Below are 20637 nucleotides of genomic sequence, written 5' to 3' on the forward strand. Positions count from 1 at the left end.
ATTTTTAGACTGCTGAACATGGCCCGGCTGTGTCAAGACCGGGAACCGCTCTTTATCAAGCCGTAGCTACCGCTGGTCCCGCAGACCCGCGTTGGCCGCCTGCACCTCGTAGAGGGCCAGGAAGTCGTCGTCGCGGTGGCCCTGGCCGATCGCGGCCTGGATGAGCTGATGCACCAGACTCGCCACCGGCATCGGCACCTCGTGCGTGCGCGCGGCACCGAGCCCGAGATCGAAGTCCTTGCGCAGCAGCTCGGTCGTGAAGGTCGGCCGCCAGTCCCGTTCCACCAGGTCCGGCGTACGCCGGCGGACCCACTCGGACGCGAGCACCGTGCCGTTGAGGAACTCCAGGAACGCGGCCCGGTCCACGCCGCCCTTCTCGGCCAGTGTCACCACCTCGACCAGCGACTCCACCATCATCCCCAGATAGAGGTTGTGGCAGACCTTCACCAGACGGCTCACCTCGCCGGGGCCCGCGTACACCGCGGTCTGGCCGATCGTCTCCAGCAGCGGCCGGACCCGGTCGAAGCTCTCCCGATCACCCGACGCCACCAGCGACGCGCCACCGGCCGCGACCACATGAGGGTTCCCGCTCACCGGTGCCGCGACGAAACCCACCCCGCGCGCGGCCGACTCGGCACGTGCGCGCGCCGACGCCTCGGCCGAGACGGTCGAGCAGTCCACCACCGTGCCGGGCAGGTTCTCCCCCGAATAGAGGCGGGCCAGCACCTCGCGCAGGTCGTCGGAGGTCGAGACCATGACGAACACCACGTCGCAGCCGCCGAGGTCGGTCACCTCGCCGGCGACCGTCGCGCCGCGCGGCACCAGCGCCTCCGCCTTGGCCCGGGTCCGGTTCCAGACGCGCACCGCGCGTCCGGCGTCCAGCAGGCGGCCGGCCATCGCCGCACCCATCCGTCCCGCGCCGATCCAGCCGATCTCCGTCATCGTTCCTCCACTCACTTTTCTCCTCTCACAGCAGGTCGGCGCCTGGGGTGTACCGGATACCCGCCACGTACAGCTGGTCGGCGGGGAACCGGGTCAGCAACTGGCAGCCGTCCGCCGTCACCACGACCTCCTCCTCGATCCGCGCGGCCGCGCTGCCGTCAGGCGTCGGCCAGTACGTCTCGATGGCGAAGACCATCCCCTCGTGCAGCGTCACCGGATGCTCGAAGGAGTGGTAACGGCTCATCAGCGGCCGCTCCCAGTTGGACAGGCCGAGCCCGTGGCAGTACTGGAGCCCGAACGCCTCCTCCTCGGAGGCGTACCCGAATTCCTGAGCGGCGGGAAAGTGCCGGACCACGTCGGCCGAGGTCGCCCCCGGACGGATCTCGGCGATCGCGTTGTCCATGAACTCCCTGGCCACCCGGTAGGCGGCCACCTGCGCAGAGGTGGCCCCGCCGACGTTGAACGTCCGGTAGTAGCAGGTCCGGTAGCCGTTGAACGAGTGGATGATGTCGAAGTACGCCGTGTCGCCGGGCCGGATCAGGCGGTCGGAGAAGACGTGCGGGTGCGGGCTGCACCGGCCGCCTGAGATGGAGTTGACCGCCTCCACCTCCTCTGAGCCGTGCTCGTAGAGGTAGCGGTTGACCAGGGCCACACAGTCGTTCTCGCGGATCCCCGGCCGCAGGGTGCGGAACAGCTCCTCGTAGGCCCCGTCGACCAGGCCGGCCGAGTGGTCCAGCAAGGCGATCTCGTCGGCGGTCTTGATCGCGCGGACGTCCTGCATGAACGAGTGGCCGTCCACGATGGACAGCCCGGCCGCCTCCAGAGCGCGCAGCATCGGCAACTCGACCACGTCGGCGCCGATGGGCTCGCCGGCCAGGCCGTGGTCGCGAAGCAACTGCGCGATCCTGGCCGCGTTGCCGCGCTCGACGCCGACCTCCTCCGGGATCGAGCCACGCCAGCTGGACAGACCCGCCTGCCAGCTGTCCTTGCCGAACCACGGCGCGTACTGCTGGTGGGTGCGCGCGGCCGAGCCGATGTCCCACAGGATCGGGTCGCGGCCGCGCATCACCAGTGCGCACCGGAAAAGTTTGTCCCGGGCCCAGTTCCCGATGTGCGTGCCGGTCGTGTAGCGGATGTTGTTCATGTCGAACAGGACCAGGGCTCCGAGGTCGGACCGCTCGAACGCGTCCTGCACCTTCGCGAGGCGTTCCCTGCGCAGCCGGTCGAAGTTGACCCGTTCCTCCCAGTCGACACCCATGGTGGCCCCCAGGGAGGCGATCGAGCCGGTCCCCACCGGGGGAGCGTAGAAGTTGGTCACAGGGCCTCCTGGTTCAGACGGGGGAGTACTCGCCGACGGCGGCGGGACTGGTCGGCGCGACCGGCGTGGGGCCGCCGGGACCGAGCGCCGTCCACACCGCGTCGATGATGGACTGGGTGGTCAGGTCGTAGGTCTGGAAGAGGTGGTGCGCGGTCAGCGCGCCTTCGGCGAAGGTGTCGCGCAGGCCGACCCGGCGCAGCCGCGCTCCCGACCCCGCCTCGGCCAGCGCCTCGGCGACGGCCGAGCCGAGACCGCCGACGACCGTATGGTTCTCCGCGGTCACCACGGCGCGCGCTCCGGCCGCGGCGTCCACCACCGTGGCGGCGTCCAGCGGCTTGACCACGGGGACATGCAGCAGGCCGCAGTCGATCCCGGCGTCGGCGAGCACGTCCGCGGCCACCACGGCGGCAGGCAGCATCATGCCGTTGGCGATGATCACCGCATCGCGGCCGCCGTGCAGCCGCTGAGCGCGGCTCAGCGAGAACTCGTACCCGTCGTCGAAGATGACGGGGATCTCGCCGCGCTTGAGGCGCAGGTAGACCGGTCCCGGGTGGTCCAGGATGGCCGGTACGACCTGCCGGATCTCGGTGGCGTCGGCGGCGTCGACGACCGTCATGTTGGGCAGCGCGCGCATCAGCGCCACGTCCTCGACGGCCTGGTGGCTGGGGCCGCCGGGGCTGGAGACGCCTGGCATGAAGCCGACGATGCGCACCGGCAGGTTCGGGTACGCGACCGCGTTGACGATCTGGTCGAAGGGCCGCCGCGTGGCGAAGACGCCGAACGTGTGCACGAACGGCACGTGTCCTGCCCTGGCCAGGGCTCCGGCGATGCCGATCATGTTGGCCTCGGCCATGCCGACATTGACGAAGCGGTCCGGCAGCTCGTCGCGGAACAGGTCCACCTCGCACTGGCGGGTCAGGTCCCCCGACAGGCAGACGATCCGCTCGTCGGCGCGGGCCAGCTCCAGCAGCGCGGTGCCGTACGGCTTCAGGACGGTGGGATACGGCGGTCTACGCAAGGCGGGCCTCCAACTCGGTGGCGGCCCGTTCGGCCAGCTCCTGCGGGAGCTTGACGAAGTGACCGTCGGTGCCGTCCGGCAGGCAGCTCAAGCCGGTGGTGGTGGACGTGCGGGCGATCACGACGGCGGGCCGGCCGGCGGCGACGGCCGCGTCGAGCGCGGTCGCCAGCGCCTCGGTGTCGTGGCCGTCCACGTCCTCGGCGTGCCACCCGAACGCTCGCCACTTGCCGGCGATCGGCTCGATGGTGGTGATCTCCGTGACCGGCCCGTCCACCTGGGAGTCGTTGGCGTCCACGATGGCGATCAGGTTGTCCAGCCCGTGGTGCGCGGCGAACATGGCCGCCTCCCAGACCTGGCCCTCCTCCAGCTCGCCGTCGCTGACGAGCACCACCGTGCGGGCCTCGGCCCGGCCCCGCAGACGGTCGGAGAGCGCGAAGCCGACCGCACCGGACAGGCCCTGTCCCAGTGATCCGCAGGTCAGGTCGATCGACGGCGAGCGTTCCGTGCCGATCGCCTCCAGGTGCGAGCCGTCGTGGCCGTAGGTCGCGAGCGTGGCCGGATCGAGCAGGCCGCACTCGGCCGCGGCCGCGAAGGCCCCGATCACGTAGTGGCCGGGTGAGATCACGATGCGGTCCAGGCCGGGGCGGTACACCCCGCTGTACACGGTCGCGAGGATCTCGGCCGAGGACAGCGCCTGCCCTAGGTAGCCAAGCCCGTGCGCCGCCACCATCCGCACCGCGCGCAGGCGGATGCGGTCGGCGAGCACGGCGGGTGACTCGGGTTTCAGGTCCATGCTACTCTCTAGTGGTAAAGTGGCTATGCCGCTTTAGTAGAAACACAGAAGTGCACGCCGCGTCAACCCCTCCTTCCGGCGGGTCGACGGCATGCGTACGCTGTCCTAGGTCTCACGGAAACGACCCCCGGAACTGGAGGAATCGCATGGCGCCGGCGGGACAGGAACCCGGTTCACGCCCTCGCGATGTCGTGCAGCTCGGTGCCGTACGGACCGTGTCGACCAGCCGGCTGGCCGATGACGTCGCCGAGCAGATCCGGCAGCTCATCATCGCCAAGGACATCGCCGAGGGTGCGCGGCTGCCGTCCGAGCGACATCTCGCCGAGATGTTCGGCGCCAGCAGGCCGATCGTCAGCCAGGCTCTGCGCACGCTCTCCCTGATGGGCCTGGTCGAGATCAAGCAGGGCTCGGGTGCGTACGTGATGCGCCGCCCCGAGTCAGGCATCGCCGCCTCGGTCAACCTGATGCTCGACCTCGACAAGCCGTCCCTGTCACATCTGGTCGACCTGCGGCTGTGGCTGGAGACGCTGGGAGCGACAGAAGGTCTCCGCCACCCGGACACCGACCTGGCCGAGGTGCGGTCGGCGTTGCAGCGGCTCAAGGAGAGCATGGCCCACGGCACCTCGGCGTGGATCGCCGCCGACACGGTCTTCCACGCCGCGGTCGTGCGGACCTCCGGCAACCCGTTCCTGACCTCGATCTACGAGGCCATCCACACCGCGGTCATCTCCTACGAGTACCACGACTGGGTCAACCGGGACCTGATCCCCGACTGGCTGCTCCCCGACCACGCCGACGCGCAGATGGCCATCCACAAGCCCATCCTGGACGGCATGGCCGCGGGCGACGACGCGGCGACCCGCGCCGCGATCCGGCACCACCATGAGGTGATGCTCGAGCACATCGAGCGCAGCCGCCGCTAGGGGGCCGTGGCCGAACTCACGTGGCGGACGGACATTCGAGGGCCTGACCGCCGTCTCCGGCGATCAGGCCCTCGACCTGCGAACTCCGAGCCGGGGTGGCGGGACTGGTCACCGCCTGCCGGGAGACGTCCGGGTCAGCCGGCGGTGGCGGCCTGCTTGATCACATCGGCGACGGCCTGCGGCCGGGAGATGTAGACGGCGTGACTGCCGGTGGCCTCGGTCACGGTGGCGCCGGCGCGTTCGGCCATGCTGCGCTGGAGCGGCGGGGGGATCGTCCGGTCCTCGGTGGCGATCAGGTACCAGGTGGGCTTGACGCGCCAGGCGGGTTCGGTGACCACGCCACCGGCGGCGCCGAAGCCCCAGGGCACCTGGGAGTCGGCCATGAACGCGGCCAGCCCGGCAGGCAGGTCACCGGCGAAGGCGCCGTGGAACGCGTCACGTTCGATGGCCAGGAACCCCTCGCTCACCGGCAGGATCGGCGGCGGCGGAGACCCCGGCGCCGGTTCGGGGATGAGCGTCTGCACCGACTCTCCCTTGTCTGGGGCGAACGCCGTGACGTAGACCAGCGCCGACACCTTCGGGTGCGTACCGGCCTCACTGATGACCGCGCCGCCGTAGGAATGGCCGACGAGCACGGTGGGCCCGTCCTGGACGTCCAGGACCCGCCGGACGACCTCGGCGTCCTCCTCCAGCGTCACCGTGGGGTTCTGGGTCACGCTGACCCGGTAACCGTCCTGTGTGAGCAGGTCGTAGACCCCCTGCCAGCCCGACCCGTCGACGAAAGCGCCGTGCACGAGCACGACGTTGACCGCAGCGGAACTCATGATGCTTCCTCCCGGCATACCGAAGTGACGCGGACATGACCGGAACCTCGACGGCCACCCGCAGGCACCCGCACGCCGGCCGGTCACATCGCCGTTCACCTCGGAAGCGTAGGAGCGGGCACTGCATAAGCATTGACCAAGAACTGAAGCCGCACGGTTCGAACCGTGCGCGCCGGATCCGGGGACAACCGTGACGCCACGGCCACAGAGACCAAAAAGGCCACTCGCGGCGATCGCGAGTGGCCTTCCCACTGGGTCGGGGTGGCGGGATTTGAACCCACGGCCTCTTCGTCCCGAACGAAGCGCGCTGCCAAGCTGCGCTACACCCCGGTGCACAGGCGGTTGCTTGTGCTTCGCTGAGTCTAGCGGACTTTGGTGGGTGTCGGGTACGGCTGGGGGCGGCGGGGGAGGAGGGTGAGGAGGGTGGCTTCGGGGGGGCAGGAGAAGCGGGCGGGGGCGGTGGGGGAGGTGCCGAGGCCGGCGGAGACGTGGAGCCAGGCGGTGTCGTGGCGGCTCAGGCCCTTCACGCGTTTGCGGTCGATGCCGCAGTTGGTGACGAGGGCTCCGTAGAAGGGGACGCAGAGCTGGCCGCCGTGGGTGTGGCCGGCGAGGAGGAGCTGGTAGCCGTCGTTGGCGAAGAGGGTGAGGTTCCTCGGCTCGGGGGAGTGCATGACGCCTAGGCGGAGGTCGGCGTCCGCAGGCGCGGGGCCGGCTATGTCCTCGTAGCGGTCCCGGTTGATGTGGGAGTCGTGGAGGCCGCCTACGTGGACGTCGAGGTCGCCTACCTTGAGGCGGGTCGTGGTGTTGTTCATGTCGTGCCAGCCGGCGGAGGTCATGCTCTCGCCGAGCTCGGTCCACGGGAGGTTGGGGATGTGCTGGCGGCGGTCGGTCCTGGAGGTGCGCCAGAGGTAGCGTGCGGGGTTCTTCCACCTCGGGGCGTACAGGTCGTTGGAGCCGTAGACGAACAGGCCGGGGCGGGCCAGGAGGGGCTCGACGGCGCGGAGGTACGCGGGGACGGCGTCGGGGTGGGCCAGGGTGTCGCCGGTGTTGACGACCAGGTCGGGGTTGAGCGCGTCCAGGGAGCGGACCCAGTTGATCAGGCGGGTGCGGCCCGGCGTCAGGTGGAGGTCGGTGATCTGGAGGATGCGCACGGGTCGTTGCCCTGGGTCGAGCACCGGGACGTCGAAGCGGCGCAGTCGGAACCAGTTGCGCTCGATCACCGACGCGTAGCCGAGACCGGCCACGCCGAGGCCGAGGAGGGACAGGGGTACCGCGGCAGCTTTCCTCACCTGTTCATCATGCCCGAGGCAGGGCTGTCGCGCCTCCTCGCGTCCGCATCCGGGTGTCTGCGGACGACGGTCTCCCCGGCCTCGCCGGAGGCGGCAAGATGGGGGTCATGACTTCTCTGAAGGACACGTTGAAGGCGGATCTGACGACCGCCATGAAGGCGCGGGACGAGATCCGCACCCGCACGTTGCGCATGGCCCTGGCCGCGGTGAGCACCGAGGAGGTCGCTGGCAAGGAGGCCCGCGCGCTGTCGGACGACGAGATCGTCAAGGTGCTGACCAAGGAGGCCAAGAAGCGCCGCGAGGCGTCGGAGGCGTTCGCCGGTGCCGGCCGGGCCGAGCAGGCGCAGGCCGAGCTGGACGAGCAGGCCGTGCTGGAGGCGTACCTGCCGGCGCAGCTCAGCGACGAGGAGCTGAACCGCCTCGTGGAGGAGGCCATCGCCGAGAGCGGCGCCGAGGGGCCGAAGGCCATGGGCCAGGTCATGAAGATCCTCAACCCGAAGGTCGCGGGCCGCGCCGAAGGCGGCCGGGTGGCGCAGGCCGTCCGGGGGAAGCTGGCGGGCTGAGAGGGTTTCCGGCTGATCGCCGTAGGAGCGGCGCCGGATTCGCCGTACACCATCCCACCGCGTCGGCGCCGGTTTCGGTTCGCCTGGTCGGAGGCGGGGTCGGGTGGCCGGTCTGAGCGGTGCCGTGCGGGCTTCTGCCGCCGGTGGGGGTGAGGCGGGGCCGCCGGGCAGGCGGCCCCGGGGTGGTCATGTGGTGCGGTGGACCAAGGGGACGGCGGGGGTGGCGGGGGTGTCGTCGCCGCCGGGGCCGGCTTCGCCTTGGCCAGGGGGGCGGTTGTCGGGGGTGTTCCGGTTGGCGGGGTCGCGGGGGTCCGGCGGGTTGTCAGGGGAGAACGGGCCGCCGTCGGGGGTCTTGTCCTTCGGGGGCTTCGGTGCGCAGCCGGTGGAGCAGCCGCCGAAGCGGCCCATGTCCGGGGACACGAAGGATGACGGGTCGATGCCGGACAGGGCCTTCAGCATCGTCGCCTTCCAGATCTGGCCGGAGATGGTGGCGCCGAACACTTCGCCGTAGGTGGTGCCGCCGATGGTCACGCCGCGCAGGGGGTGGGTGGCCGAGCCGCGGGGGTCGCCGAGGCTGACGGCGGAGGCGAGGTCGGGGGTGTAGCCGGCGAACCACGCGGTCATGGAGCCGTCGGTGGTGCCGGTCTTGCCCGCGGCGTCCCGGCCGATGCCGCCGACGCCGGACATGGTGCCCTTGGTGAAGACGCCGGACAGGATGTGGTTGACCGCGTCCGCGACCTCCTCTTCGAGCACCTGCTTGCAGGTCGGCTTGAAGGTGGTGGCCTTGCCGTCCCGGTCGGTGATCTGGGTGATCGCCATCGGCGCGCAGTACTGGCCGCGGGCCGCCAGCGTGGCGTACGAGCTCGCGACCGTCACCGGGTCCATCTCGTTGACGCCGAGGGTGAAGGTCTCGACCTCACGCAGCTTCTGGCCGTCGGCACGCTGGATGCCCATGTCCTTGGCGGTCTTGACCACGTCGCACAGGCCGACCTTCTGCTGGAGCTTCAGGAAGAACGTGTTGACCGAACCCCAGGTGCCGGTCTGCAGGGTCTTGAAGCCGCCGCTGCTCTCGGAGGAGTTGTGCACGTCCCAGCCGGGGTCGCCGACGCCTTGGCCCTTGCAGTTCTTGAAGTCGCCGTAGCCGTTGGCCCGGAAGGTCGCGCCGGAGGCGATGCCGTCCCCGAACTTCATGCCTTCCTTGAGCGCCGTGGTGAGCGTGAAGACCTTGAACGTGGACCCGGCCTGGAAACCGGCGCCGCCGCCGTGCGCGACGTCGGCCACGAGGTTGTAGTTGGACTCGTTCTTCTTCTTGCTGCTGCCGAACTTGCGGCTGGCGGCCATGGCCTTGATGGCGCCGGTGCCGGGCTCGACGAGGGCCTGCGCCGCGACGGGCTTGTCGGAGGCGTGCACCCACTTCTTGATGGCCTGGTCGGCGGCCTTCTGCATCTTGGTGTCGAGAGTGGTCTTGATCGTCAGGCCACCGCGGTTGAGGAACTCACGCCGGGCCTTCTGCGACTTGCCGAACTGCTTGTCGTTGAGGATCTCCTGCTGCACGTACAGGCAGAAGTACGGGTAGTCGCTCTGCTCGCAGCCGCCGGGGATGGGGATGTCCTTGAAGACGAGCTTCTTGGCCTTGGCCTCCTCGGCCTGCTCCGGGGTGATCTTCTTGAGCTCGGCCATGCGGTCGAGAACGGTGTTCCGTCTCATCAGCAGCGCCGCGCGGTACTTCTTGCCGAGGTTCGGGTCGGTGGCGTTGGGGTTCTGCACGGCGCCGGCCAGCGTGGCGGCCTGTTCGAGGTTGAGCTCGGAGGCCGGCTTGTCGAAGAAGCGCTTGGAGGCGGCCTGGATGCCGTACGCGCTGGCGCCGAAGTAGGCGATGTTGAGGTACCGCTCCAGGATCTGGTCCTTGGTGTACTTCTCCTCGACGGCCAAGGCGTACCGCAGCTCGTTGAGCTTGCGCGGCACGGTCGGCGCGAGTGCCGCCTGGCGCTCCTCGTCGGTCTCGGCCTTGTTCAGCAGCACCTGCTTGACGTACTGCTGGGTGATCGACGAGCCGCCCTGCGACACGCCGCCTTGCTGGAAGTTCTTCATGGCGGCGCGGAGGGTGCCTTCAAGGTCGAGTGCGCCGTGCTGGTAAAAGCGGAAGTCCTCGATGGCGATGATCGCTTCACGCATGATCGGCGCGACCTTCGACAAGGGCACGGACTCGCGATTCTGGTAGTAGAACTTCGCGATCACCTTGTTCTTGGCGTCGCGGATCTCGGTGACCTCAGGCAGGGGAGGTTCCTGTAGATCTTCCGGCTTCAGGTTCAAGGCGTCCGTGGCGCCTTTGACGCTGTATCCCGCGCCGCCGACGGCGGGCAACGCGATGGCCGCCATCAGCACACCCGCCGCGACGGCGGCACCGATGAGGCGCACGAGGTTGAAGATGACCGACACCGGGCCTTTGCCGTGAGCTTGCACGTGACCAGGGTATGCCGAACTGCTGACGTAATAGGTACCCAAAGTCCAATTCTGCGTGACTCGCAGGTGCCCCGGGAGGGGGAGGACTAGTCATTCCCGGCCACATGGCCTGACATGACCATGTGGGAAATTGACCCGCCCGGGGTCTGTCGTGGCGATCGTCTCGTTGCGTACGTTCTCCTCTGCGGCAACTGAATAAGGAGGCTCGACGCCCGCGCCCGTCGGCCGCCAAGTGACGACTGACCACCTATAGGGGAGTGGGGTCGAAATGTGGATCACGGATTGGACCTCCCGTGCCGCCTGTCGAGGTGCGGATCCTGACGCGTTGTTCGTGCAGGGTGCCGCACAGAACAGGGCGAAGCTCATCTGCCGAGGATGCCCGGTCCGTACGGAGTGTCTTGCGGACGCTCTGGACAATCGCATCGAGTTCGGAGTCTGGGGCGGCATGACCGAGCGTGAGCGGCGAGCGCTGCTCAGGCGTCGGCCGGATGTCACATCGTGGCGAGACCTGTTGGAGCTCGCCAAGGAAGAGTACGAGCGGACCAACGAGTTGATCGCCGGCTGAGTCCGGCGGGCCGAGGCGGGTCGCCTCCGGCCCGTGACCCGAGTGTGTGACGCCAGTCGTCACCTGTCTATGACGATCATCGCGGATCGTCACGCCGTGAGGAGTTCGCCGATCCTGCGCAGCCCGTCCAGGTCGTGCACATCCTCCGGCATCGCGAGCACCTGGGTGATCGGCACAGTGGGGTGTGCCGACGCGAAATGTTCCTGTTCCCGGTGCTCGCGCGCGGCGAGTTGCATACGGCCGGCGTGCAGCCGCAGCACGGCGGCCGTGAGCTCGTGTCCGCCGCGTGCCTCCAGGTCCTCGGCGGCCGCGGCGCTTCGCGCGGCCGAGAGGGCAGGGGCCGGGGACGCGTGGACCCGGTTGATCACCAGCCCGGCCAGGGGCATGCCTTCCTCGGCCAGGCGTTCCACGAAGTACGAGGCCTCTCGCATGGCGTCCCGCTCCGGCGCGGCCACCACCACGAAGGCCGTGCCGGGAGCCTGGAGCAGCTTGTACGTCTGCTCGGCCCGCTGGCGGAACCCGCCGAAGACCGCGTCGAGCGCGCCGACGAACGTCTGGATGTCCTTGAGGAACTGTGCGCCGAGGATCTTGGTCATCGCACCGGCGACCAGTCCGAATCCGGCGTTGAGCAGTTTGAACGCGCTGCGTCCCCCGGCTTTGGCCGGCGCCATCAAGATCCTGATGAGGCGGCCGTCGAGGAACCTGCCGAGGCGGTCCGGCGCGTCGAGGAAGTCCAGCGCCGAGCGGGACGGCGGCGTGTCGACGATGATCAGATCCCAGTCGCCGGTCCGCCGGAGCTGGCCGAGCTTCTCCATCGCCATGTACTCCTGCGTGCCGGAGAAGCTCGACGACAGCGACTGGTAGAACGGGTTCTCCAGGATCTGCCGGGCCCGCATCGGGTCGGCGTGCGCCTCGATGATCTCGTCGAAGGTCCGCTTCATGTCGAGCATCATGGCGTGCAGCTCGCCGCGGCCGTCGACGCCGATGACCGGCCTCGGGGTGTTGTCGAGCTCGGTCAGCCCCATCGACTGCGCGAGCCGCCGCGCGGGGTCCACGGTGAGCACCACGACCCGGCGTCCCCGCTCGGCGGCGCGCAGGCCGAGCGCGGCGGCCGTGGTGGTCTTGCCGACGCCGCCGGAGCCGCAGCACACGACGATGCGGATGCTCGGGTCGTCGAGCACCGCGTCCATGTCGAGGGCCGGCGAGACGCGCCGCGGCAGGTCGGAATGGCCCGAGTGGCGTGGTGTCATGCCGCTCCCTGGTCACGGATGGCTTCTGCGAGTTCGTACAGCCCGGCGAGGTCGGCGCCGTCGGCGAGCAACGGCAGTTCGTAGCGGGGGACCCCCGCCTCGGCGAGCGACTCGCGTTCGCGCCGTTCCAGCAGGGTGCGCCGCGCGTGCTCCTCGATCTCCTCGGCGAGTGCCGCGGCGATCGCGGCGGCGTCCGCGGTGCCGTCCGCCAGCCCGGCGGCCTTGAGGCCGACGGCCAGCTCGGCGGGGTCGAAGTCGTCCGCGGCGGCGGCGGTGAGCACGTTCTCCGGCAGCAGCTCGGCGCGCACCATGTTGATGAAGACGCCGCCGACCGGCAGCCGGGCCTCGCGCAGGTTGGCGACGCCGTCCAGCGTCTCCTGCACCGGCATCTCCTCAAGCAGGCTGACGAAGTGGACGGCGGTCTCCGGGGAGCCGACGACGCCGCGCACCAGGTCGGCGTGGTGCCGGACCGGTCCGATCCTGGCCAGGCCCGCGACCTCGTTGGTGACGTTGAGGAAGCGGGTGATGCGGCCGGTGGGTGGCGCGTCCATCACCACGGCGTCGTACACCCGCCGGCCCGCCTTGTCGCGGCGGCGCACGGCCTCTGTGGTCTTGCCGGTGACCAGCACGTCGCGCAGGCCCGGCGCGATCGTGGTGGCGAAGTCCATCACGCCGAGCTTGGTGAGGGCCTTGCCGGCCCGTTTGAGCCCGTAGAACATCTCGATGTACTCGAGCATGGCCTCTTCGGGGTCGATGGCCAGCGCGTACACGTCGCCGCCGTCCGGCGCGACGGCGATCTTGCGCTCTTCGTACGGCAGCGGCGGCGTGTCGAACACCTGCGCGATGCCTTGGCGGCCTTCGACCTCGACCAGCAGCACTTTGCGTCCGCCCGCCGCGAGGGCGAGCGCGAGCGCGGCGGCCACCGTGGTCTTTCCGGTGCCGCCTTTTCCGGTGACGACGTGCAGTCGTACCCCGTCCCAGTCGGTGTCGCGAGCGCTCACGTCTGAGAGGCTACCCAACGGTCACTTGGCGATTCCTCGGTGCCCGTCACCTCCGATGCACAGGTTGTCCACAGCACCGGAAGGCACGGCGATGCGGGTCCGTCCCCGCCGATAAAGTGCCACCATGAAGCGCTTCGAATACGTGACGGTGCCGTTGCTCACGCACGCGACCAAGCAGATCCTCGACAACTGGGGGCAGGACGGCTGGGAGCTCGTCTCGGTGATCCCCGGGCCGAACCCCGAGCAACTCGTCGCCTACATGAAGCGGGAGAAGCAGTGAGCACTCCAGAGGAGCGGCTCGCCGAGCTCGGCCTCACGCTGCCCGAGGTGGTGGCGCCGCTGGCGGCGTACGTGCCGGCGGTGCGCACCGGCGACCATGTGTACGTCTCGGGGCAGTTGCCGATGGTCGAGGGCAAGCTGCTGCTCACCGGCAAGGTCGGCGCCGAGGTCGATCCCGAGGACGCCAAGCGCGCGGCGCGTGTGTGCGCGCTCAACGCGCTCGCGGCCGCCGCGTCGGTCGTGGGAGGGCTCTCCGGCGTCGTGCGCGTCGTCAAGGTGGTCGGGTTCGTCGCGAGCGCGCCGGGGTTCACCGGTCAGCCGCAGGTCGTGAACGGCGCCAGCGAGCTGTTCGGCGAGATTTTCGGCGAGGCGGGCCGCCACGCGCGCAGCGCCGTCGGGGTCGCGGAGCTGCCGCTGAACACCCCCGTGGAGGTGGAGCTCATCGCCGAGGTCCGCTGACACGTGACACCATGGTCCGGCCGAGCGCTCGTTCGGCCGCACCAGGAGGTGGCATGAACTTCATCCCCCTGCCCGGAGAGTTCGGCGACCGCGCACGCGCGCTCCTCGCGGGTGAGCTCACCCCTGTCCCGGCCCGGGACGCCGCCACGGTGGTGCTTCTGCGTGACGTGTGTCAGAGCGCCGAGGACGCCGGCGTGACCGGCGCGGGACGTGCGCACGGCGATCGGGCCGGTGAGCGTGATGCCGGGTCGGCCGGTCGTGGCACCGGGTCGGCCGGGCGTGGGGTCGAGGTGTATCTGATCCGGCGGAAGGCGAGCATGGCGTTCGCGGCAGGGGCCTATGTGTTTCCCGGGGGGTCGGTCGATCCGCGGGATGGCGATCATGATGTCGCGTGGGCCGGGCCGGAGCCGGGGTGGTGGGCCGAGGCGCTCGGGGCCGATGTCGTGACGGCGCGGGGGCTGGTGTGCGCGGCGGTGCGGGAGACGTTCGAGGAGTCGGGAGTGCTGCTGGCGGGGCCGAGTGCGGGGACCGTGGTGGCCGACACCTCGGGGGACGACTGGGAGGCCGACCGGGTCGATCTGATCGGCCGCCGGCTGTCCATGGCGGCCTTCCTGGCCAGGCGCGGCCTGGTGCTGAGAGCGGACCTGCTGCGGCCGTGGGGGCACTGGATCACGCCGGAGGTCGAGTTCAAGCGGTTCGACACGCGGTTCTTCGTGGCCGCGCTGCCGCCGGGCCAGGTCACCAGGGATGTCGGTGGTGAGGCCGACCAGGTCGAGTGGCTGCGTCCCGCGCGGGCCATCGAGCGGGCCAAGGCGGGGGAGATCAACCTGATGCCGCCGACGTACCGTACGCTGTCCGAGATGGCTGGTTATGACAACGTTTCCGCCGTTCTCGGGAGCGACCGGAAGGTCGAGACCTTCCAGCCGCACGCCGCCGAGGTGGACGGCGAGATGCGGCTGATCCTCCCCGGACACGACTACTTGGCGCCATGAGCGGCCTGCGCATCCCTCTCGACGGCCCGGACGGCGTGGGCCGGGGCGACCCGGAACAGGCGGACGGCCCTGGTGCGGTGCGCACTCCCGAGGGTGGACCGCCACCGGCGAGTGGCCCTGGAGGGCTGCGGGTCACCGATGGCGGGCCGGACGGTTCCGGGACCGCGCGAGCCGACAACGTGCTGGCCCCCAACGCGTCGGCGATGACGCTGGACGGCACGAACACCTGGGTGCTCGCCGAGCCGGGGGCGGACGCGGTCGTGGTGGTGGATCCGGGGCCGGACGACGAGCGGCATCTGCGCCGGGTGGCCGGCCGTCTCGGTGAGCGGCGGGTCCAGGCGATCCTGCTCACCCACGGACACAGCGACCACAGCGGCGGAGCCAAGCGGTTCGCCGCGATGGTGGACGCGCCGGTACGGGCTCTGGACCCCCGCCACGTGCTCGGCGACGAGGGGCTCGGTGACGGCGACGCGCTGACCGTCGCGGGGCTGGAGGTGCGTGTGGTCGGCACCCCCGGCCACTCGTTCGACTCGCTGTGCTTCTGGCTGCCGGCCGACGGCGCGCTGCTCACCGGTGACACGGTGCTCGGCAGAGGGACCACCGTGATCGCGCCGGACGGCGACCTCGCCGACTACCTGCGCAGTCTCGACCGCCTGCGGGCGAGCGCCGAGATCACCGAGGCCACGGCACTGCTGCCGGGCCACGGCCCGGTGCTGGCCGATCCGGTCGCCGTGCTCGACGCCTACATAGCGCACCGCCGCGCGCGGCTCGACAAGATCCGCGAGGCCAGGAAGGCGGGTGCGGCCACCCCCGCCGAGATCGTCGAGGTGGTCTACGCGGGTCTCCCCGAGGACCTCAAGCCGGCCGCCGAGATGTCGGTACGCGCGCAGCTCGCGTACCTCGACCGGACCTGACCGGGCTCATCTGGAACGTGCCTGCAGGCGGTCGGCGTCCATGATGACGACCGCCTTGGCCTCGATGCGCAGCCAGCCGCGCTGCGCGAAGTCGGCGAGTGCCTTGTTCACCGTCTCGCGGGACGCGCCGACGTACTGCGCGAGCTCCTCCTGGGTGAGGTCGTGATGGACCCGCAGCCCTTCGTCGGTGCGCTGGCCGAAGCGTTCGGCGAGGTCGAGCAGGGCCTTGCCGACCCGGCCGGGGACGTCGGTGAAGACCAGGTCGGCCATGACGTCGTTGGTGCGGCGCAGCCGCTGCGCCAGCGCGCGCAGCAGGTGGAGCGCGACCTCGGGCCGGCCGCTGAGCCACGGCCGCAGGTCGTCGTGGCCGAGACCGGCCAGCCGGACGTCGGTGAGCGCGATGGCGCTCGCCGTGCGCGGCCGCGGGTCGAACAGTGACAGCTCGCCGAACATCTCGCCGGGCCCGAGCACGCTGAGCAGGTTCTCGCGGCCGTCGGACGCGGTGCGGATGAGCTTGATCTTGCCGTCCAGCACGACGTACAGCCGGTCCCCGGTCTCGCCTTCGCTGAACAGGATCTGCCCCTTGTGCAGTTCGAGCTCGGAGATCCCGGTGCGGAGGGCCGCGGCACCCTCACGGTCCAGCGCGGCGAACAAAGGGGCCTTACCCAGCACGTCGTCGGTGTTCACGGTGCCCTCCTCGCTCCATGGCCGCCTCCGGTGGCCGCGCGCCGCGCCTGGGGTCGCGCTCGCTGCTAGACATTGTGACGTACCGCACCAAGGGGGTCGCGCCTGCGGTCGTAGTCAGCCTCTCAGCGCAGTGTACGGACAAAACCGTCAGACTAGTTACTTCTGCGCTTTTTATCGGAAACAGGACATTCACTGACTATCCCTACGAACGATGCCTGACGTGGACAGTACGGAGAGCGTCCACCGTGGGAGCGTTCACCGGGGTCGTAAGCGGGCCTTATGCCGCCAGATGCCGTTGTGAGCCCCGGATCGGGCCGTGTGGCCATGGGGAGGTGGCGTTGCGCATAATGCAATGGCCGAAACGTAATGTGCAATCGCCTATTGACAACGTTGCATATGTTTCTACGATCGTTGCAACTGCGTTAAACGGTCGGCCCGAAAGGCCGGTCACCTCTCGTCCCCCCTGGAGGGAAAGCAGCATGCCTCTGGCATTTCGTCCCCAACCTTCTTCGAGGTCCCCACGGAGCAGCCGGCTGAGGTCGCTCCTGGTCGGCCTCACCGTCGCGGCCGGGTTCGCGGCCGCCGCGCCGGCCGTACCGGCGGCGGCGGAGCCCACCGCGCCGTCGACGCTCGGCCCGACCGTGGTCAAGACCGACGCTCCGCCGAGCGGTTACGCGGTGAAGTTCCGTTACGAGGCCCCCGCGGGGGTCAACGTCGTCCATGTCTACGGTGACTGGTTCTTCTCGCGGCCCGAGAACGTGAACTGCAACGACTGTGGTGACGCTCGTCCGCCGTCGCAGTGGCAGCCCGGTGACATCCACGCCACTCCGTGGCACACGATCGCGATGACCAAGGGTGAGGACGGGGTGTGGGAGACCACGGTCCCCCTGCCCGCCGGCACCTACCGCTACGCCTTCACGCACAACTGCACGAGTCCGCTGGCCACGGGCTGCACCCTGTACGACGACCCGGTCAACCGCTGGGAGGTGCCGCCCCCCTACCCCGGCGCGCCGGGTGCGGTGCGCAGCCGCATCTTCGTGCCCGAGAGCGCGGAGTTCCCCACCTACCAGACCGACTACCAGTCGCCGGAGGGCAAGCGCGGCACGATCGAGCCGCGCCGGTACACCTCGCCGCTGTCGACCAACCCGGCCGGTGTGCACGACCTGGTCGTCTACACCCCCCACGGCTACGACCCCGACCGGGCCACGCCGTACCCCACGCTCTACCTGAGCCACGGCACCGGTGACCACTCGACCGCGTGGACGATGCAGGGAGTGGCGCACCACATCCTGGAGAACGCCATCCGGGACGGTGAGGCCCAGCAGATGGTCATCGTGTCGACCGACTTCAACGGCCTGCCCGGCGGCAACCAGGGCTTCGCCAACGAACTGCGCAACAACGTCATCCCGTTCGTCGAGCAGAACTACAACGTGTCCACCCGCTCGCAGGACCGCGCGTTCGCCGGGTTCTCCGCCGGCGGCAGCCGCGCCTTCACCATCATGTACGACAACACCGACCTGTTCGGCTACCACGCCGCCTGGAGCTCCGGCGGACCGGCCGCCAACCAGGCGCAGCTCGACCGGCTGAAGGCGGTGCCCGGCGGCATCTTCATCGGCACCGGCCTGCAGGACCGCCTCGGCAACATCGCGCAGAGCTCGCAGCAGCGGGCCGCCGCGCTCAAGGCGTCCGGCGTGAACGTCACCGAGTACAACGTCCCGGGTGTCCACACCTGGCACGTCTGGCGTCCGCTGCTCAACTTCTACATCCGCAGCCTGGCCTTCCACACGACCACCACGGGCCTCGAGGTGGACACCGCCGCCGCAGGCAACTCCCACAACGTCAGGGTCACCGCGACCGCGACCGTGACCCCCGTGTCCCAGAACACCGCCTCCCCCGACGGCAAGGTGGAGTTCTACGCGGGTGACACCCTGCTCGGCTCCGCGCCGCTCAAGAAGGACGGTGTCGCGACCTTCAGGCAGGCCGTGGACGGCGCGCTGCTCGACGGTCCCGTGGTGGCCCGCTACCCGGGTGACAAGCTGTTCAACGCCTCGCAGAGCGCACAGGTCAACGCCGGCTGACCCCGGAGCACACCTGATTCGGCAGGCCTTGCCGTGGCGCCTCCCACCGGAGGCGCCACGGCAAGGCGCTCAGCTCACCGGCGGCGCCGGCACGGCCACGGGCTCGGGTGTGAACCCGAGCTCCTGAGAGATCAGTGCCGAGGTCTCCAGCAGGAGGGGGAGCTTCTCCTTCAGCTGGTCCAAGGTGGCGATCACCTCGATCGCGGTGAGGGACACGGCGGCGATGACCTTGCCGCGCGAGTCCCTGACCGGTGTGGCGACGCACATGACATAGGCGTCATGCTCGCCGTCGTCGAGGGCCCACCCGCGTTCGGCGACGCGGGTGAGCTCGGCTTCGAGGGAGTCGCGGTCGGTGAAGGTCGTGGCCGTGTACCGCTCGAAGCTCACGTGCGCGAGCAGGCGGTCGCGCTCCTCGCGGGAGAGGTACGCGAGGATCACCTTGCCCACTGCGCTGGCGTAGATCGAGACGGCACGGCCGATACGGGACGGCAGCTTGACCGCGTCGAACGCGGGGCTGTCCACCTTGTCGACGTAGACGATCTCGTCTCCGGTCAGCTGGGCCAGGTGCACCGTGTGGCCCGTCTGCCGCTGGAGCTGGCGCAGGTGCCCGGATGCGAACTGCCGCAGGTCCATCGAGCCGAGCGCGAGCTCCGACAGCTCGATGAGCCCACTGCCGAAGACGTATGTCCCGGCTCCTGTCTTACGTACGAATCGCGCGGCCTCCAGCGTCTGGAGGATCCGGAGGGCTGTGGACTTGTGCACCCCGAGCACGTCCGAGGCTTCCGCGAGGGACAGCGGATGTTCCGCAGACAACCGGATCAGGTTGATCGCGCGTTGGATCGCTTGTGCCACTTACCATCCTCCTTACGTTGCGTATTGTGCAATGTAGCTCATGGGATGTGCAATCGCTACTTGACAGCGTTGCACATGTCGCTACGATCGTTGCAATCCATCCACGGGTTTCGGGGAAGTAACCGGTAATTACTCAGGAGTAAAAAATGAGGCTGCATCGCGTACGCCGCAGCATGGTCGCGGCGGTCGGCGCCACGTGTATGGCCGCCGCCCTCTTGACCGGCTGCGGCTCCGACAGTGAACCCGAAGGCGCTTCGGCCGGCAGTTCAGGAGGCGGCGTCACGAAGCTGACGTTCGCCGCCTCGACCCTCGGCGACCCCGGCCGCGGCCCGTCGCTCACCAAGTGGCTGGAGGAGTTCAACAGCAGCCAGACCGCCATCCAGGTCGCCCCGGCGGCGGTGCCCTACCCGACATTCGGCCAGACCATCCTGACCCAGATGGGCAGCGGTCAGGGGCCCGACCTCATCCGTTTCGACATGCCGGAGTTCGCGGCGGCCTCCGACGCCGGCCTCATCGCACCGCTCGACGACCTGGTGGACGTGAGCAAGTACGACCTGCTCAAGCAGCCGGACCAGTTCATGGTCCACGACGGCACGCGTCACGGCATCATCTTCGAGGCGTCGAACTACGCGATGTTCTACAACGCCGACCTGATCAAGACCCCCCCGAAGACCTACGAGGAGTTCGTCGAAACCGCCAAGAAGCTGACCAAGGGCGACACCTACGGCCTGGCGTTCCGGCAGACCGAGGCCGAGGAGGCCGGTGTCTGGCAGGACATCTTCAACTACGTCTACGGCTTCGGCGGCGCGTGGTCCGACGGCCAGAAGCTGACGATCAACTCGCCGGAGAACCTCAAGGGCCTGCAGGCGTACAAGGACCTGTACGACGCCAAGGTGATCCCGCGCGGCGCGGACGCGGCCACGTTCCGCCGCATGTTCGCCGAGGGCAAGGTCGGCATGGAGCTGAACAACGGCGGCTACGTGACGGCCACCCGCGGTCAGAACGCCGACCTGAACTTCAGCGTCGCCCCCATCCCGTTCCCCGTGCGCAAGCAGGGCACGATCCTCGCCCCCATCGTCATCAACGAGGCCAGCCCGGCCAAGGAGGCGGCGGCCACGTTCATCAAGTGGGCCCTTGAGCCGGACAACCAGGTGAAGCTCCAGGAGATCCTCGGCGCCAGCAGCGTGGCGACGACCACCACGAGAAGCCCCGAGCAACTCGACAAGACGCCGTTCCTCACGGTGTTCGACGAGCTCACCGAGACGAGCCTGCCGCACGTCGTCCAGGGCTTCGAGGCCAAGACACCGGACATCCGCAAGGTCGTGGTGCAGAACGTCATCGCGGCACTCCAGGGTACGACCGACCTGAAGGCCGCGATGGACCGCGCGCAGCAGCAGGCGACGGACGTCGTCGGTTGACCGGACGAC

The 20637-nt window shown here is 69.6% G+C and carries 20 protein-coding genes and 1 tRNA gene; 9 read left to right on the forward strand and 12 right to left on the reverse strand.

Annotation, left to right across the window (positions count from 1 at the left end; genetic code table 11):
* Positions 1-66: 66 nt before the first annotated feature.
* Genes BJ992_RS03365 through BJ992_RS03380 form a run of 4 tightly spaced genes read right to left on the reverse strand, consistent with a single transcriptional unit; the run spans position 67 to position 4071 of the window.
* A complete protein-coding gene (locus BJ992_RS03365) occupies positions 67-942 on the reverse strand; it encodes an NAD(P)-dependent oxidoreductase (RefSeq protein ID WP_184978487.1) in 876 nt (291 codons plus the stop codon).
* A 25-nt stretch (positions 943-967) separates the two neighbouring features.
* Entirely contained in the window at positions 968-2260 is a 1293-nt protein-coding gene (locus tag BJ992_RS03370) for a M24 family metallopeptidase (protein WP_221474673.1), read from the reverse strand.
* A 13-nt stretch (positions 2261-2273) separates the two neighbouring features.
* The gene (locus tag BJ992_RS03375; protein ID WP_184978488.1) at positions 2274-3278 is read right to left on the reverse strand and encodes a transketolase family protein; all 1005 of its coding nucleotides are present in this window, start codon (positions 3276-3278) and stop codon (positions 2274-2276) included.
* Positions 3271-4071 (reverse strand): transketolase, encoded by an 801-nt coding sequence (locus BJ992_RS03380; RefSeq protein WP_184978489.1) that lies wholly within the window; start codon positions 4069-4071, stop codon positions 3271-3273. The genes BJ992_RS03375 and BJ992_RS03380 overlap by 8 nt, the downstream gene beginning before the upstream one ends.
* A gap of 215 nt (positions 4072-4286) precedes the next feature.
* Between BJ992_RS03380 and BJ992_RS03385 the strand changes: the two genes are divergently transcribed.
* Positions 4287-4994: a GntR family transcriptional regulator gene (locus tag BJ992_RS03385; protein WP_221474674.1), complete on the forward strand. Its 708-nt coding sequence runs from the start codon at positions 4287-4289 to the stop codon at positions 4992-4994.
* A gap of 134 nt (positions 4995-5128) precedes the next feature.
* Here BJ992_RS03385 and BJ992_RS03390 read toward each other — a convergent pair whose 3' ends face one another.
* The 3 genes from BJ992_RS03390 to BJ992_RS03400 all read right to left on the reverse strand — a co-directional run bounded on the left by BJ992_RS03390 (position 5129) and on the right by BJ992_RS03400 (position 7107).
* A complete protein-coding gene (locus tag BJ992_RS03390) occupies positions 5129-5818 on the reverse strand; it encodes an alpha/beta fold hydrolase (protein ID WP_184978491.1) in 690 nt (229 codons plus the stop codon).
* 256 nt (positions 5819-6074) lie between these two features.
* Positions 6075-6148, reverse strand: a tRNA-Pro gene (locus BJ992_RS03395).
* 32 nt (positions 6149-6180) lie between these two features.
* Positions 6181-7107, reverse strand: coding sequence for a metallophosphoesterase (locus tag BJ992_RS03400; RefSeq protein ID WP_184978492.1), 927 nt, complete (start codon positions 7105-7107; stop codon positions 6181-6183).
* A gap of 107 nt (positions 7108-7214) precedes the next feature.
* Between BJ992_RS03400 and BJ992_RS03405 the strand changes: the two genes are divergently transcribed.
* A complete protein-coding gene (locus BJ992_RS03405) occupies positions 7215-7670 on the forward strand; it encodes a GatB/YqeY domain-containing protein (RefSeq protein ID WP_184978493.1) in 456 nt (151 codons plus the stop codon).
* Between the two features lie 186 nt (positions 7671-7856).
* Here the strand turns inward: BJ992_RS03405 and BJ992_RS03410 are convergent, their stop codons facing one another.
* On the reverse strand, positions 7857-10133 hold the full coding sequence (locus BJ992_RS03410) for a transglycosylase domain-containing protein (protein WP_343072480.1): 2277 nt from the start codon (positions 10131-10133) through the stop codon (positions 7857-7859).
* Positions 10134-10401: 268 nt separating this feature from the next.
* Between BJ992_RS03410 and BJ992_RS03415 the strand changes: the two genes are divergently transcribed.
* Positions 10402-10698, forward strand: coding sequence for a WhiB family transcriptional regulator (locus tag BJ992_RS03415; protein ID WP_184978494.1), 297 nt, complete (start codon positions 10402-10404; stop codon positions 10696-10698).
* Positions 10699-10787: 89 nt separating this feature from the next.
* Here BJ992_RS03415 and bagB read toward each other — a convergent pair whose 3' ends face one another.
* Together bagB and bagA are read right to left on the reverse strand one after the other, a co-directional pair.
* On the reverse strand, positions 10788-11948 hold the full coding sequence (gene bagB, locus BJ992_RS03420; protein WP_184978495.1) for an ATPase BagB: 1161 nt from the start codon (positions 11946-11948) through the stop codon (positions 10788-10790).
* The gene (gene bagA / locus BJ992_RS03425) at positions 11945-12949 is read right to left on the reverse strand and encodes an ATPase BagA (RefSeq protein ID WP_184978496.1); all 1005 of its coding nucleotides are present in this window, start codon (positions 12947-12949) and stop codon (positions 11945-11947) included. The genes bagB and bagA overlap by 4 nt, the downstream gene beginning before the upstream one ends.
* A gap of 124 nt (positions 12950-13073) precedes the next feature.
* On the opposite strand from bagA, the gene sp36 reads away from it, so the two are divergent.
* Genes sp36 through BJ992_RS03445 form a run of 4 tightly spaced genes read left to right on the forward strand, consistent with a single transcriptional unit; the run spans position 13074 to position 15593 of the window.
* Positions 13074-13229, forward strand: a complete 156-nt coding sequence (sp36, locus tag BJ992_RS03430) for a Sp36 family protein (protein WP_184978497.1) — start codon at positions 13074-13076, stop codon at positions 13227-13229.
* Positions 13226-13687 (forward strand): Atu1372/SO_1960 family protein, encoded by a 462-nt coding sequence (locus BJ992_RS03435; RefSeq protein ID WP_184978498.1) that lies wholly within the window; start codon positions 13226-13228, stop codon positions 13685-13687. Before sp36 ends, BJ992_RS03435 begins: the two co-directional genes overlap by 4 nt.
* A gap of 53 nt (positions 13688-13740) precedes the next feature.
* Positions 13741-14679: an NUDIX hydrolase gene (locus BJ992_RS03440; RefSeq protein ID WP_184978499.1), complete on the forward strand. Its 939-nt coding sequence runs from the start codon at positions 13741-13743 to the stop codon at positions 14677-14679.
* Entirely contained in the window at positions 14676-15593 is a 918-nt protein-coding gene (locus BJ992_RS03445; RefSeq protein WP_184978500.1) for an MBL fold metallo-hydrolase, read from the forward strand. The genes BJ992_RS03440 and BJ992_RS03445 overlap by 4 nt, the downstream gene beginning before the upstream one ends.
* A gap of 6 nt (positions 15594-15599) precedes the next feature.
* On the opposite strand, the gene BJ992_RS03450 is transcribed toward BJ992_RS03445, so the two are convergent.
* On the reverse strand, positions 15600-16280 hold the full coding sequence (locus BJ992_RS03450; RefSeq protein WP_184978501.1) for a Crp/Fnr family transcriptional regulator: 681 nt from the start codon (positions 16278-16280) through the stop codon (positions 15600-15602).
* Between the two features lie 479 nt (positions 16281-16759).
* On the opposite strand from BJ992_RS03450, the gene BJ992_RS03455 reads away from it, so the two are divergent.
* A complete protein-coding gene (locus BJ992_RS03455) occupies positions 16760-18358 on the forward strand; it encodes an alpha/beta hydrolase-fold protein (protein ID WP_184978502.1) in 1599 nt (532 codons plus the stop codon).
* A 69-nt stretch (positions 18359-18427) separates the two neighbouring features.
* Here the strand turns inward: BJ992_RS03455 and BJ992_RS03460 are convergent, their stop codons facing one another.
* On the reverse strand, positions 18428-19210 hold the full coding sequence (locus BJ992_RS03460) for an IclR family transcriptional regulator domain-containing protein (RefSeq protein ID WP_184978503.1): 783 nt from the start codon (positions 19208-19210) through the stop codon (positions 18428-18430).
* Positions 19211-19356: 146 nt separating this feature from the next.
* Between BJ992_RS03460 and BJ992_RS03465 the strand changes: the two genes are divergently transcribed.
* Positions 19357-20628, forward strand: a complete 1272-nt coding sequence (locus tag BJ992_RS03465; RefSeq protein WP_184978504.1) for an ABC transporter substrate-binding protein — start codon at positions 19357-19359, stop codon at positions 20626-20628.
* Positions 20629-20637 lie beyond the last annotated feature (9 nt).

This window comes from Sphaerisporangium rubeum, assembly GCF_014207705.1.
Classification (GTDB): Bacteria; Actinomycetota; Actinomycetes; order Streptosporangiales; family Streptosporangiaceae; genus Sphaerisporangium; species Sphaerisporangium rubeum.